Consider the following 13,591-nt stretch of genomic DNA (forward strand, 5'->3'; position numbering starts at 1 on the left):
TGAGGTCTTCCGCCCACCGTTGTAACGCTGCCGAGGTTCGCATGAGCGCCATCGAGTTCGCCTTCTCCAGTCGCAGGCTCGCGCCATGCGGCTGATCAACCGCGTGCCGACGCCCGGGCTGCGCATCGGCCTGGCACTGTTGCCGCTGCTGCTGATGGCACTGATCTACCTGAGCGCCTCGGCCCAGCGTCACGCGGTCAATCCCGACGACAAGCTGCTGCCCAGCGCGGCGCAGATGGTCACGGCGGTCCAGCACATGGGCTTCGAACAGGACACGCGCAGCGGCCGCTATCTGCTGTGGGCCGATACCGGCGCGAGCCTGCGCCGCCTGGCATTGGGCCTGGGATTGTCAGCGGCGATCGGCCTGGTGTTCGGCATCGCCGCCGGTACGCTGCCGCTGTTCGCGGCGCCGGTGTCGCCGCTGGTGGCGGTGCTGTCGATGATTCCGCCGCTGGCGGTGCTGCCGATCCTGTTCATCGTGTTCGGCCTGGACGAGCTGTCCAAAGTCATGCTGATCACCATCGGTGTCGCGCCGATGCTGGTGCGCGATCTCGAGCACCAGGCGCTGCAGATGCCGCGCGAACTGCTGATCAAGGCGCAGACCCTGGGCGCGAACACCTGGACCACGATCACGCGCGTGGTGCTGCCACAGCTGCTGCCGCGACTGCTGATCGCCTTGCGCCTGCAACTCGGCTGCGCCTGGCTGTTCCTGATTTCGGCGGAGGCGATCGCCTCCACCGACGGCCTCGGCTATCGCATCTTCCTGATGCGCCGTTATCTCGCGATGGACGTGATCCTGCCCTATGTCGCCTGGATCACGCTGCTCGCCTACTCGATGGACTGGCTGCTGCGGCGACTGACCGCACGCGCGTTCCCGTGGTTCGCGGAGAGCGGCAAATGAGCGCACCGGCGGAGGCGGCGGCGTTTCTCGAGTTCCGCCATATCTGGCAGGAATACGGCCCGCACGTGGTGCTGGAGAACGTCTCGCTAAGCGTGAATCGCGGCGAATTCTGCACCCTGGTCGGTGCGTCCGGTTGCGGCAAATCCACTTTCCTGCGCCTGCTGCTGGGCCAGGAATCACCGAGCCGCGGGCGCATCCTGCTCGACGGCGCCGCGCTCGCAGCCGAGCCCGACGCCACGCGCGGCATCGTGTTCCAGCGCTACTCGGTGTTCCCGCATCTGACCGTGCGCGACAACGTGATGCTCGGGCTCGAATTGCAGGCGGCGCGCGTCGTCGGCCGGCTGTATGGCAGCGCAAAGCGCCAGGCGCGCGAAACCGCCGAGCAGATGCTGGCTTCGGTCGGGCTGACGCATTCGATGGCGCTGTACCCGTCGCGCCTGTCCGGCGGCATGCAGCAGCGTCTGGCGCTGGCGCAGGCGCTGGTGATGCGGCCGCGCGTGCTGCTGCTCGACGAGCCTTTCGGCGCGCTCGACCCCGGCATCCGCCGCGACATGCATGGGCTGCTGCTCGATCTCTGGAAGCAGACCGGCGTCACCGTGTTCATGGTCACGCACGATCTATCCGAAGGCTTTCGCCTGGGCACGCGGCTGCTGGTATTCGACAAGCTGCGCGTCGATCCGCAGCACCCCCAGGCCTACGGCGCGCGCATCACCTACGACATCCCGCTGAACCAGGATCGCCGCGCGGCCGTGCTCGATGCACTGCCGCCGGATCTGGTGACGCAACTCAGCACGCGCGAGGTTTCCACTTCATGAGCCACGAGCTTGGCGAACTTTATAGCGACCTTCTGCCCGGCGGCGCGCACTGGTCGGCGGTGATCCGGCGCGGCCAGAGCCTGCGCATCACCGATCTGGAAGGCGGTGCCAACCTCGCGCTGCTCGCCTACGCGGCCAGCGAGAAAACCGAGCGCCTGAATCTGCCGGACACGCTGAAGTGCCAGCACTCCGCGCGACTCACCGCCGGCCATTGCCTGTACTCGGACATGGGGCACGTATTGCTGTGCATCACCCAGGACTCGCTGGGCTGGCACGACGCGATCGGCGGCGTGAGCAATGCGGCCGAGGTGCTGCAGCAGTTCGGTGCCGGCGACTTTCAGGATCTGCGCAACAGCTTCCATCGCAACGGCCAGGACAACCTGCTGGTCGAGATCGGCAAGTGGGGGCTGACGCGGCGCGATCTGGCGATGAACGTGAATTTCTTTTCCAAAGTGGTCGCCGATGATGAAGGCCGATTTGCGTTTGCGACGCCGCATTCGAAGGCCGGCGACTTCGTCGAACTGGTCGCGCCTATGGACACGCTGGTCGTGCTGACCGCGATCCAGCATCCGCTGGATCCGGTGACCGCCTATGCGCCGAAGCCGGTGCGGCTGAGTGTGTCGCGCGTTGACGATCTGGATGCCGCAATCGCCGCCTGTCGCGCGTCGCGGCCAGAGAATGCGCGGGGATTGGCGCTGACCGAAAGGCTGGCACTGTGATGATGCTGCGGGGCCTCAATCGCGGACAAGGTCCGCTCCTACAGGCTTTCTGCGCCGCCTTCGTTGCGCGCCCTGTAGGAGCGGACCTTGTCCGCGAAGCTTTCCGTGACGACATGCAAGACCTCGGAGCCACGAAGTGAACTTCATCGAAAGCCCCTTGAAACCCGAAGCCGCCATCCGCCGCGAAATCGTCCGTGCCGGCGAGCCTTACCTGGGCGAAGTGCGCGCCGGGCAGACACTGCGCATTCTCGACCTGACCGGTAACCAGGCGGTCGATACCTTGTTCTACAACGCGCACGATCCCACTGAGCGCTACGACGCGCAGGCGACGCTGCGGGCACAGCGCCAGGTTTACTTAAGCACCGGATCGAAGCTGCAGTCCACGCTCGGCCGCACGCTGCTGACCATCACCGCCGACACCTGCGGCCGCCACGACACGCTCGGCGGCGCCTGCGCGCAGGAATCGAACATGGTGCGCTACGCGCTGGACAAGCGGCATATGCACAGCTGCCGGGACAGCTTCCTGCGCGCGATCGCGCACGATGGTCGCTTAGCCAAGCGCGACCTGACCGCGAACATCAATTTCTTCATGAACGTGCCGGTTACACCGGACGGCGGGCTGACGTTCGAAGATGGCGTTTCCGCGCCCGGCAAGTACGTCGAGATGTGCGCCGAGATCGATGTGCTGGTGCTGATCTCCAACTGCCCGCAGCTGAACAATCCCTGCAACGCCTACAACCCCACCCCGATCGAGGTGCTGGTGTGGGCGGCTGCGTAGGGCGGGCCATCGTCACGGTGTCGGAGCGCAGCGACGTGGGTGCGGACGATGGCCCACGCGGCCCCTCCCGCACCCACGCTGTCGCGACACCGTGTCGGGGCCGCGCCGTGACCCGCCGGTATATCGCCGACTTTGACAACGGCGGGTCACGACCCGCCCTACGCTCCGGGACGACCTGCGAGCGTGGTGACCGCCCGACACTCACGAGCCTGAGCATGTTCGACACCGTCCTGATCGCCAACCGCGGCGCCATCGCCGTCCGCATCCTGCGCACGCTGAAAACCCTGGGCGCGCGCAGCGTCGCGGTGTACAGCGAATCCGACTTCGCCAGCCTGCATGTCGAGCGCGCCGACGAGGCGATCAGTCTCGGCGAAGGCGCGGCCGCGGCGACTTATCTCGACGCCGCGAAAATTCTGGCTGCAGCGAAAACCAGCGGCGCGCAGGCGATCCATCCCGGCTATGGCTTCCTGTCCGAGAACGCCAGGTTCGCCGAGGCGGTCGAAGCCGCCGGCCTGGCGTTCATCGGGCCGACGCCGCAGCAGATGCGCGCCTTCGGCCTGAAGCACACCGCCCGCGCGCTGGCCAAGGCCAACGGCCTGCCGCTGCTCGAAGGCACCGAGCTGCTCGATTCGCTGGCGCACGCGCATACCGAAGCCGAGCGTGTCGGCTATCCGGTGATGCTGAAAAGCACCGCCGGCGGCGGCGGCATCGGCATGCGCGTCTGCCGCAGCGCCGACGAGCTCGCCGCGCAGTTCGATGCGGTGAAGCGGCTCAGCGAAAACAACTTCCGCGACGCCGGCGTATTCCTGGAGCAATACATCACGCGGGCACGGCACATCGAAGTGCAGATTTTTGGCGACGGCAAAGGCGCCGTGATCGCGCTCGGCGAACGCGATTGCTCGGTGCAGCGGCGCAACCAGAAAGTGATCGAGGAAACGCCGGCGCCAGGGCTCAGCGATGCGCTGCGCGCCGAGTTGCAGGTGGCGGCGATCAAGCTCGCCGCCGCGGTTGACTACCGCAATGCCGGCACCGTCGAGTTCGTCTACGACGACGATGCGCAGCGCTTCTATTTTCTGGAAGTGAATACACGGCTGCAGGTCGAGCACGGCGTCACCGAGCAGGTGTTCGGCGTCGATCTGGTGAGCTGGATGCTGAAGCTCGCATCCGGCGATCTGCCGCCGCTGAGCGAACTCGCGGCCGCGCTGAAGCCGCAAGGCCACGCGATGCAGGCGCGGGTCTACGCCGAAGATCCGGGCCGCGACTTCCGGCCCAGCCCGGGCCGCCTGAGCCTGGTGCGCTTTCCTCAAGCCGACGGCCACGCGCTGCGCATCGACACCTGGGTGCGCAGCGGCAGCGAGGTGCCGCCTTGGTTCGACCCGATGATCGCCAAAGTGATCGTGCATGCCAACACGCGCGAACAGGCGCGTGCCGCGCTCGATGAGGCGCTGGCGCGAACCGAACTCTATGGCCTGGAAACGAATCGCGATTATCTGCGCCAGATTCTGGCCTTCGCACCGTATGTCGAGGGCCGCGCCTGGACGCGCTGCCTCGAAGGCCTGCACTACCGGCCGCATACGCTGGAAGTGCTGGCGCCGGGCACGCAGACCACGGTGCAGGACTGGCCCGGACGCCTGCGTTACTGGGACGTCGGCATACCGCCTTCGGGGCCGATGGACGATCGCGCGCTGCGTCTGGGCAATGCCCTGCTCGGCAATCCGCCCGAGGCCGCCGCATTCGAAATCACGCTGGCCGGGCCAACGCTGCGTTTCAACACCGACGCGGTGATCGCGGTCACCGGCGCGAGCTTGCCGGTGACGCTGGACGGCGACGCGGTCGCGATGAATGTCAGCCTGTTGGTCGACGCCGGTTCGACGCTCGCCATCGGCCGCATCGCCGGAGCCGGCGCGCGCGCCTATCTTTGTATACGGGGCGGCGTGCAGCTGCCCGACTATCTGGGATCACGCAGCACGTTCACGCTCGGGCAGTTCGGTGGTCATGGTGGCCGCGCGCTGGCGGCCAGCGACGTGCTGCATCTGCTGCCGCTGCGGGATCGCTCGGCCGGTGCGCAGCTCGCGGTCGATTGCCGCTTGCCTGCGGTACGCGAGCTGCGCGTGCTCTACGGCCCGCACGCGGCGCCGGAATATTTCACGGCCGCCTACATGCAGCGCTTCTTCGATGCCGACTGGGAAGTGCATTTCAATTCGTCGCGCACCGGCGTCCGCCTGATCGGGCCCAAGCCGGAATGGGTACGCGAGGACGGCGGCGAAGCCGGCCTGCATCCGTCCAATATCCACGACAACGCCTACGCGATCGGCGCGGTGGATTTCACCGGCGACATGCCGGTCATCCTCGGGCCCGACGGGCCCAGCCTCGGCGGCTTTGTCTGCCCGGTGACGGTGATCGAAGCGGATCTGTGGCAGCTGGGGCAGCTGAAGGCCGGCGATAAGCTGCGGTTTGTCGAGGTGAGTTACGAGGCGGCGCGCGAGCTTTTCGCAGAGCGCCTGAACGAGATCGAACATATTTCTCCCTCCCCCGCCTGCGGGGGAGGCGTTTGGCCTATCGCGGAGTGGCATTGGCCACTCCGCGACCAAGCCAAACGCGGGTGGGGGCGCGACGATCAGAGCAGCTCCGCGACGAATGCCCCCATCCCAGCCTTCCCCCGCTTGCGGGGGAAGGAGACAAGCAACGTGCTGCACTCCCCGATCCTGCTCGAAACCGGCAGCGGCTCCGCGCGGCTGGTCGCGCGCCTTTCGGGCGACACTCATCTGCTGCTGGAATTCGGCGATGCCGAACTCGATCTGGCGCTGCGCTTCCGCGTCGATGCGCTGATGACGGCGTTCGTCGAGCGCAAACTCGACGGTGTCGTCGATGTGACGCCGGGCGTACGCAGCCTGCAGATTCACTACCAGCCCCCGATGCTCACCTTGCAGACGCTGCTCGATGAAGTCGCCGCACTGTGGCGGCGTTTTCACGACGCCCGCGACATCCGGCTGCCGTCGCGCATCGTGCATCTGCCGTTGTCCTGGGACGATCCGGCAACGAAGCTCGCAATCGAAAAATACATGACGACGGTGCGCCCGAATGCGCCCTGGTGTCCGTCCAACCTGGAGTTCATCCGCCGCGTCAACGGACTCGCCAGCATCGACGAGGTCAAGCGCATCGTGTTCGATGCGAGCTACCTGGTGCTCGGCCTCGGCGATGTCTATCTCGGTGCGCCGGTCGCGACGCCTCTCGATCCGCGGCATCGCCTGGTCACGACCAAGTACAACCCGGCGCGCACCTGGACGCCGGAGAACGCGGTCGGCATCGGCGGCGCCTACATGTGCGTCTACGGCATGGAAGGCCCGGGCGGTTACCAGTTCGTCGGCCGCACCCTGCAGATGTGGAATCGCAATGATCCGCTGCCGGCATTCGACGGCCAGCCCTATTTGCTGCGCTTCTTCGACCAGATCCGTTTCTACGAGGTCAGCGCCGAAGAACTGCTGGAGATCCGCCGCCGGTTTCCGCTGGGCCGCTACCCCCTGCGGATCGAGGAAAGCACACTGGATCTGGCCGAGTACGAAGCCTTCCTCGAGCAACAGGCTGAATCCATCGCCGCGTTCCGAGATCGTCAGCGCGCGGCCTTCAACGACGAGCGCGCACACTGGGCCGCCACCGGACTGGCCCATTTCGAAAGCCAGGAAGCGCAGGCGGCGCCGGCCGATGCGATCGAACTCGAAGACGGCGAGCAGGGCGTGTACTCGCCGGTCGCCGGCAATCTGTGGCAGCTGCAGGCGCAGGTCGGCCAGCAGGTCGCCGCCGGCGAGGTCGTTGCGGTGCTCGAGGCGATGAAGATGGAGATCCAGGTCGTCGCGCCGGCATCCGGCCTGCTGCGCCGCTGCTTCGTGCAGCCGGGATCTTCGCTGCAGGCCGGAACACTGATGCTGACCATCGAGGAACGCGCGGCATGACCCGGCAGACCCCAACGATCGACCTGTCTTTCGACGCGCTGCGCGCCGCGTATCGCGAGCAGCGGCTGACGCCGCGCGCGCTGATGTTGCAACTGCGCGCCCGCGCGCAATCGCTGTCCGGCTACAACGTCTATATCCATCCGCTCGACGCCGCCGAACTCGAGCCCTACCTGCTCGCGCTGGAGCAGCGCCAGCCGGACGAGCTGCCGCTGTACGGGCTGCCGTTCGCGATCAAGGACAACATCGACCTCGCCGGCATCCCGACCACGGTTGCCTGCCCTGCTTATGCCTATACGCCGAGCCAGTCGGCAACGGTGGTCGCGCGCCTGATCGAACTCGGCGCGCTGCCCACCGGCAAGACCAATCTCGACCAGTTCGCGACCGGCCTGAACGGCCAGCGCTCTCCCTATGGCGGCTGCCGCAACTCGCGCGTCGCCGAATATCCCAGCGGCGGTTCCAGCTCCGGCTCGGCGCTCGCCGTCGCACTCGGCCTGGCGAGTTTCGCGCTCGGCACCGACACCGCGGGCTCGGGCCGCATTCCGGCGGCGCTGAATCACCTGGCCGGCACCAAGCCGACGCGCGGCATCGTGTCGACGCACGGCGTGGTGCCGGCCTGCCGCAGCCTCGACTGCATCGCGTTCCTGACGCGGCAGCCGCGCGAAGCCGGCGAGCTGCTCGCGCTGACCGCGCGTATCGATCAGGCCGATGCCTACAGCCGCCGCAATCCGGCCTGGAACGCCGCGCGCCATGCCGGTGCCGCGGGATCATTCCGTTTCGGCATTCCGGCGGCGCCGGAATGGCTGGATTGCCGCGAAGCACCGCGCCTGTTTGCCAGCGCAAGGGCGGCGCTGGAATCACTCGGCGGTGTTGCCGTCGAAATCGATTTTGCGCCGTTCATGGCGGCGGCACGGCTGCTCTACGAAGGCCCGTATGCCGCCGAGCGCTATGCCGCGTTCGGCGACATGATCGAGCGCGATCCGCAGGCGGTGCTGCCGGTGATCCGCCAGATCGTCGCGCCGTCACGCGACACCAGCGCCGCGACGCTGTTCCAGAGCCAGCATCGTCTGCAGGCACTGAAAGCCGAGTGCGATCGTGCGATCGACGGCCTCGATTTCGTGATGACGCCGACCTATGCACGCGCGCCGACGATTGCCGAACTCCAGGCCGAGCCGGTGCTGCGCAACAGCGAACTCGGCCTGTACACCAACTTCATGAACCTGCTCGACTACGCGGCGGTCGCGACGCCGGCCGGCTTTCTGGCCAACGGCCTGCCTTGGGGCGTGACCCTGTTCGGCCGCGCCTTCACCGACCAGTATCTGATCGGCAGCGCGCAGTCGCTGTCGGATGCCTTGTTCGCAACCGCGGCCGCAAGTCCGATCGCGACCATTGCCAGCGACCGCGCCCGCGTCGTCGTCTGCGGCGCTCATCTGCAAGGCCTGCCGCTGAATCACCAGCTGCTGACTCGCGGCGCGCGGCTGATCGAGAAAACCCTGTCGGCGCCGAACTACCGGCTCTATGCGCTGGCCGGCGGTCCGATCAAGCGGCCCGCGATGCTGCGCAGCGACACCGGCGGCGCCGCGATCGAAGTCGAAGTCTGGGAGCTGCCGAGCGCCGAACTCGGCTCGTTCCTGACCGGGATTCCGGCACCGCTGGGGCTGGGCAAGCTGCAGCTGGCCGACGGGAGCTGGGAAACCGGCTTCATCTGCGAAAGCAGCGGTCTGGCCGGCGCCGAAGACATCACCGCTTTCGGCGGCTGGCGCGCCTGGCTGTCGGCGCGCATCTGAGTTGGAAGCGGTGAGAGCACGATGCGCCTGTGGGATTCACGTCGGCAAAGGATTGCCGATCTACGAGTCGGACGCGCGCCCAGTTGTAGGTCGGCAATCCTTTGCCGACGTGCCAGGCCGAGCTTCAGCTGCGCCTGATCGCTTCCAGCTGTTGCGAAAATTCCAGCAGACTCGCCGGCTGCATCAGCCCGGCCGGCGGCTGTGCACTCGGCAGCGCGGCGCCGATATGGAAAATCGTCGGCTCCGCGCCGATGGCGCCGCGCAGCTTCGCCAAGGCCGGCTCGCAGGCTGCAGCGTCCGATGCCGAACTCAGCAACACCGCATTGGCATTGCGTTGCTGCGCAATAAACGCCAGCTCGTCGATCGGCATCGACGGCCCGACGTAGATCACGTCCCAGCCGGCGCGGCTGGCGGTAACCGCCGCCATCATCGCGCCGAGTTCCTGCAACTCCCCCGGCGCTGTCGATACGACGACGCTCGACGACCAGGGCGCGGCGCCGCAGCTGGCGAGCAGATCGCCGAGATAGCTGCGCAGATAGGCCGCGGCGAAGCGCTGGTGCGCAAGCCGCAGCTTGCCGCTGCGAACCTGTGCGGCGATCTCGGCCGCCAGCACGCCGACGAATTCATCGAACAGCTCAGGCACGCTCAGCGTGCGCGTCGCCTGCAGCAGGGCCTGCGCAAAACCGGCGCCGTCGAGCGCACGCGCGGCATCGAGCGTGACTTCAACCAGCCGCGCCCGCGGCAGCGGGATGCGCGGCGAGGCCTCGACACCCGGCAAGGTATCGCGGCCCACCAGCGCGCGCAGCTCTTCCATCGGCAGCCGTGCGATCTCGCCGATACGATGACCCAGCTCGACAGCCTGGCGCAGCAGCACCAGGCGGCGCACTTCCCAGTCGGAATAGAGCCGGCGCGATTTGGATGTGCGCTCGGGCGTGATCGCCGAATAGCGGCGCTCCCAGGCACGGATCACATGCGCCGAAAGGCCCGAGCGGCGCGCCGCCACATTGATCGGGCAGCGCGGAACTTCGGTAGGCAGCCTCGTCGCCAGCCCACCTTGCTTATGGTCGTCCATGACGCCTCTTTGTCTAGATCGTGTCTGGAGTCTGACAAGCCAAGCTGAACCTAAATTGAGCCCGTCCAGCCTGGCCTTGGGTTCACTGACAGGCCAGCCGGCGGCGGCTATGCTCGCGCGTTGTTCAGCTTGCCCACCGTTTCCGCACCGTTTCTGCGTCCTCACCAGTCCCTGCCCGGGAAAAGGCTTGCCGATGGCATCGAGCGCTGCCGAATCGCGTCTGACCCGCTTGCGCGAGGCCCTGGACGGCGGCCGCCTGCTGCCGGTGAAACGCTCGCTGGCGGCGCTGAATCCGGCCGAGATCGCGGACCTGCTCGCGGCCCTGCCCTGGGCCGAGCGCAAGCTGGTCTGGGACATGGTCGCCCCGGAAGACGACGGCGAAGTATTGCTGCACTTGCCCGAAGGCGTGCGCGACAACCTGATGCGCGACATGGACACCGACGAGCTGGTGGCGGCGGCCGGCGAACTCGACATCGACGATCTCGCCGACTTCGTCGAGCACCTGCCGGAGACCGTCGCGCAGCAGGTGATGCTGGCGCTGGACGCCGACGACCGCACGCGGCTCGAGTCGGTGCTGGCCTTCGAGCCCGACACCGCCGGCGGCCTGATGAACACCGACACGGTGACGGTACGGCCCGACGTGTCGCTGGAAGTGGTGCAGCGCTATCTGCGCCGGCGCGGCGATCTGCCCTCGCATACCGACGCGCTGTTCGTGGTCGACCGCTACGGCGGCTACCTGGGCACACTGAGCCTGGACAAGCTGCTGACGCGGCCCGAGGACCATCTGGTGGCGCAGGTCATGGACCGCTCGCGCGAAGCGCTGCCGGTGACGATGAAGGCGCGCGAAGTGTCGCAGCGCTTCCAGAGTTCGGATCTGGTATCGGCGCCGGTGGTCACGCCCGGTGACGGCCGACTGGTCGGCCGCATCACCATCGACGACGTCGTCGACGTGATCCGCGCCGATGCGCAGCACGACTGGCTGTCGATGGCTGGCCTCAACCAGGAAGAGGATCTGTTCGCGCCGGTGCGGCCGGCCGCGCGCCGCCGCGCGGTCTGGCTGGGTATCAACCTGGTCACCGCGTTCGCGGCGTCCTACGTGGTCGGCCAGTTCGAGGCGACGATCACCCAGATCGTCGCGCTGGCGGTGCTGATGCCGGTGGTCGCGAGCATGGGCGGCATCGCCGGCAGCCAGACGCTGACCCTGATGATCCGCGGCTACGCGCTCAACCAGATCGGCGGCGGCAATACGCTGTGGCTGCTGCGCAAGGAAATCCTGGTCGCGCTGATGAACGGCGTGCTGTGGGCCGTGGTCGTCGCGATCATCGCGTACTTCTGGTTCCACAGTTTCATGCTCGCCCTGGTGGTCGGCATGGCGATGCTGGCGAATCAGGCGATCGCGGCCCTGGTCGGCGTGTTCGTGCCGGTGACGCTGAAGAAGCTCGGCGTCGACCCGGCACTCGCTGGCAGCGTGGTGCTGACCACGTTCACCGACGTCTGCGGATTTTTCTGCCTGCTGGGGCTGGGAACGCTGATTTTGATGTGATCGATGCGTGGGGTTCGCTGCGCTCACCCCAACCTACGAAATGCCGAAGATCGTGTAGGTTGGGGTGAGCAAAGCGAACCCCAACACTCTCACAACGAAACCTATTCACCCGCGAGCTGCAGCCCGTCGATCAGCACCGAGCCGCAGCGAACATTGGCGCGCGTATCGACATCGGCGCCGAGCACGCGAATGCGCCGGTACATCTCGAGCAGGTTGCCGGCGATGGTCACGTTCTCGACCGGATACGCGATCTCGCCGTTCTCGACCCAGAACCCGGCCGCGCCTCGCGAATAATCACCGGTGACGCCGTTGACGCCCTGGCCCATCAGTTCGGTCACCAGCAGGCCCTCGCCCATCTCCCTGATCAGCTGCTCGTAGCCCAGTTCGCCATGACTCGCGACCAGGTTGTAGACGCCGCCGGCGTTGCCGGTGGTTTCCAGCCCGAGCTTGCGCGCCGAATAGCTGCCGAGCAGCCAGCCGCGCAGCACGCCGGCTTCGACCAGATGGCGCTGCGCGGTCGCCACGCCCTCCTGATCGAACGAGCTGCTGGACGAGCCGCCGCGGATGAAGGGCTGCTGCTCCAGCGTGACGATGTCCGAGAACACCGGCTGGTCCAGGTGCTCGAGCAGGAAGCTGGCGCGACGATACAGCGCGCCGCCGGAGATCGCGCCGATGAAATGGCCGAACAGGCCGCGCGCCTGCTGCGGCACGAACATCACCGGCACGGTGCGGGTCGACAGACGTTTTGCGCCCAGCCTTGCAATCGTGCGCTCACCGGCGCGGCGGCCGATCGCCTCCGCGGTATCGAGCAGCTGCGCATTGCGGCCGCCGTCGTACCAGTAGTCGCGCTGCATGTTGCCGGCCGGATCGGCGGCGATCACCGCGCAGGACAGCGAGTGCTGGGTGCCGCTGCGGCGGCCGACGAAGCCATGGCTGTTGGCATAGATAGACACGCCGCGCTGGGTCGACAGGCCCGAGCCTTCGCTCTGGGTGATGCGCGCATCCACAGCCAGCGCCGCCGCCTCGCAGGCGCGCGCCATCTCGATCGCCTGGTCCGGCGTCACGTCCCAGGGATGATCCAGCGACAGATCGGGGAATTGGGTCGCCAGGCGAGCACGATCGGCGAGCCCGGAGAACGGATCTTCCTCGGTAACGCCGGCGATCGCGCAGGCGGCTTCCATCGCCTGGCGGATGCCGGAGTCGGACAGATCGCCGGTCGATGCACTGCCCTTGCGATGCCCGAAGTAGACCGTCAACGACAGCCCGCGATCACGCTGGAACTCCAGGCTCTCGACCTCGCTCTTGCGCACACTGACGGAGAGACCGCGGGAGTGCGAGAGGCTGGCCTCGGCCTGCGTCGCGCCAGCAGCCTTGGCGGCGTCGAGCACGCGCAGCACCAGCGGCTCCAGATCGGCGGAAAGCGGGAGACCATCGGAGGGTGTCAGGGCGGGTGACATGGCGGCAAGAGTTCGTCGGCAGCGGAGCAGACGCCAGCTTATCACCGGGAAACTATTCAGCCCGGAGCAAGCCACGAAGTCCATCGTGTCGCGGCGCTTGAATCTTGATCGCTCGGCGGGACAAAGATCCCGGTACTACACATCCACAAAATCCACAAAGGAGCAAGCCCATGAATCATCGCATCGCCATTACCGTCGCCGCTCTCAGCCTGATGGCGGCGTCCGCCGGCCCCGCGTTCGCTGGCGACGACCGCTTGGAGAATCAGGCCGAAGCGCGCCAGGACCTGCGTGAGAACCAGCAGCAGAACCGCAAGGAACTGAATCAGAAGATTCAGGAAGAAAAGAAGAACGATCCGAACTTCAGCCATCAGGACGCGGCCGCCGCCCGGCATGCCCAGGACGAACGCATGCAGGACAAGCGCCAGAATTTGAGGGAGAAACAGCAGGACGCCCGCCAGAACGATCGCCAGGAAGCCAAAGACGCCAAAGACAAAAACTGATGTGGTCGCGCGGCATCCCGGGTCGCGGATGCGTCCGCGATCACGACAGCGATCACGACAGCGATCACCACA

Annotated in this window: 10 protein-coding genes; 8 read left to right on the forward strand and 2 right to left on the reverse strand. The window is 67.0% G+C overall.

The genetic code is table 11. The features are described 5' to 3' along the window. The first annotated feature begins 85 nt into the window (after window positions 1–85). From JWQ90_RS16875 to atzF, 6 genes are all read left to right on the forward strand, one after another. Window positions 86–901: an ABC transporter permease subunit gene (locus JWQ90_RS16875; protein ID WP_299696161.1), complete on the forward strand. Its 816-nt coding sequence runs from the start codon at window positions 86–88 to the stop codon at window positions 899–901. Continuing rightward, window positions 898–1,716 carry an ABC transporter ATP-binding protein gene (locus tag JWQ90_RS16880; RefSeq protein ID WP_299696162.1) on the forward strand — a complete coding sequence of 273 codons (819 nt, stop codon included), beginning with the start codon at window positions 898–900 and terminating at the stop codon, window positions 1,714–1,716. Before JWQ90_RS16875 ends, JWQ90_RS16880 begins: the two co-directional genes overlap by 4 nt. Continuing rightward, the gene (locus tag JWQ90_RS16885; protein ID WP_299696163.1) at window positions 1,713–2,435 is read left to right on the forward strand and encodes an urea amidolyase associated protein UAAP1; all 723 of its coding nucleotides are present in this window, start codon (window positions 1,713–1,715) and stop codon (window positions 2,433–2,435) included. Before JWQ90_RS16880 ends, JWQ90_RS16885 begins: the two co-directional genes overlap by 4 nt. A 145-nt stretch (window positions 2,436–2,580) precedes the next feature. After that, on the forward strand, window positions 2,581–3,213 hold the full coding sequence (locus JWQ90_RS16890; protein ID WP_366919537.1) for an urea amidolyase associated protein UAAP2: 633 nt from the start codon (window positions 2,581–2,583) through the stop codon (window positions 3,211–3,213). Between the two features lie 215 nt (window positions 3,214–3,428). Beyond that, window positions 3,429–7,163 (forward strand): 5-oxoprolinase/urea amidolyase family protein, encoded by a 3,735-nt coding sequence (locus JWQ90_RS16895; RefSeq protein WP_299696165.1) that lies wholly within the window; start codon window positions 3,429–3,431, stop codon window positions 7,161–7,163. Next, complete coding sequence (gene atzF / locus JWQ90_RS16900; protein ID WP_299696166.1) at window positions 7,160–8,947, forward strand: allophanate hydrolase; 1,788 nt, start codon at window positions 7,160–7,162, stop codon at window positions 8,945–8,947. Before JWQ90_RS16895 ends, atzF begins: the two co-directional genes overlap by 4 nt. A gap of 124 nt (window positions 8,948–9,071) precedes the next feature. On the opposite strand, the gene JWQ90_RS16905 is transcribed toward atzF, so the two are convergent. Further along, a complete protein-coding gene (locus tag JWQ90_RS16905) occupies window positions 9,072–10,019 on the reverse strand; it encodes a MerR family transcriptional regulator (protein ID WP_299696167.1) in 948 nt (315 codons plus the stop codon). 193 nt (window positions 10,020–10,212) lie between these two features. Here JWQ90_RS16905 and mgtE point away from each other — a divergent pair, with 193 nt between their 5' ends. After that, on the forward strand, window positions 10,213–11,562 hold the full coding sequence (mgtE, locus tag JWQ90_RS16910) for a magnesium transporter (RefSeq protein WP_299696168.1): 1,350 nt from the start codon (window positions 10,213–10,215) through the stop codon (window positions 11,560–11,562). Between the two features lie 101 nt (window positions 11,563–11,663). On the opposite strand, the gene pmbA is transcribed toward mgtE, so the two are convergent. Then, window positions 11,664–13,019, reverse strand: a complete 1,356-nt coding sequence (gene pmbA / locus JWQ90_RS16915; RefSeq protein WP_299696169.1) for a metalloprotease PmbA — start codon at window positions 13,017–13,019, stop codon at window positions 11,664–11,666. Between the two features lie 170 nt (window positions 13,020–13,189). On the opposite strand from pmbA, the gene JWQ90_RS16920 reads away from it, so the two are divergent. Then, a complete protein-coding gene (locus JWQ90_RS16920) occupies window positions 13,190–13,519 on the forward strand; it encodes a hypothetical protein (protein WP_299696170.1) in 330 nt (109 codons plus the stop codon). The last annotated feature ends 72 nt before the right edge of the window (window positions 13,520–13,591 follow it).

The sequence above is a fragment of the Hydrocarboniphaga sp. genome (genome assembly GCF_028291725.1).
Lineage (GTDB): Bacteria > Pseudomonadota > Gammaproteobacteria > Nevskiales > Nevskiaceae > Hydrocarboniphaga.

Excerpts from the sequence above, each read along its gene's own strand:
- atzF (WP_299696166.1), top strand. The coding sequence starts at position 7,160 with ATGACCCGGCAGACCCCAACGATCGACCTGTCTTTCGACGCGCTGCGC.
- JWQ90_RS16920 (WP_299696170.1), top strand. The coding sequence starts at position 13,190 with ATGAATCATCGCATCGCCATTACCGTCGCCGCTCTCAGCCTGATGGCG.
- JWQ90_RS16895 (WP_299696165.1), top strand. The coding sequence starts at position 3,429 with ATGTTCGACACCGTCCTGATCGCCAACCGCGGCGCCATCGCCGTCCGC.
- JWQ90_RS16875 (WP_299696161.1), top strand. The coding sequence starts at position 86 with ATGCGGCTGATCAACCGCGTGCCGACGCCCGGGCTGCGCATCGGCCTG.
- mgtE (WP_299696168.1), top strand. The coding sequence starts at position 10,213 with ATGGCATCGAGCGCTGCCGAATCGCGTCTGACCCGCTTGCGCGAGGCC.
- JWQ90_RS16885 (WP_299696163.1), top strand. The coding sequence starts at position 1,713 with ATGAGCCACGAGCTTGGCGAACTTTATAGCGACCTTCTGCCCGGCGGC.
- JWQ90_RS16880 (WP_299696162.1), top strand. The coding sequence starts at position 898 with ATGAGCGCACCGGCGGAGGCGGCGGCGTTTCTCGAGTTCCGCCATATC.
- JWQ90_RS16905 (WP_299696167.1), bottom strand. The coding sequence starts at position 10,019 with ATGGACGACCATAAGCAAGGTGGGCTGGCGACGAGGCTGCCTACCGAA.
- pmbA (WP_299696169.1), bottom strand. The coding sequence starts at position 13,019 with ATGTCACCCGCCCTGACACCCTCCGATGGTCTCCCGCTTTCCGCCGAT.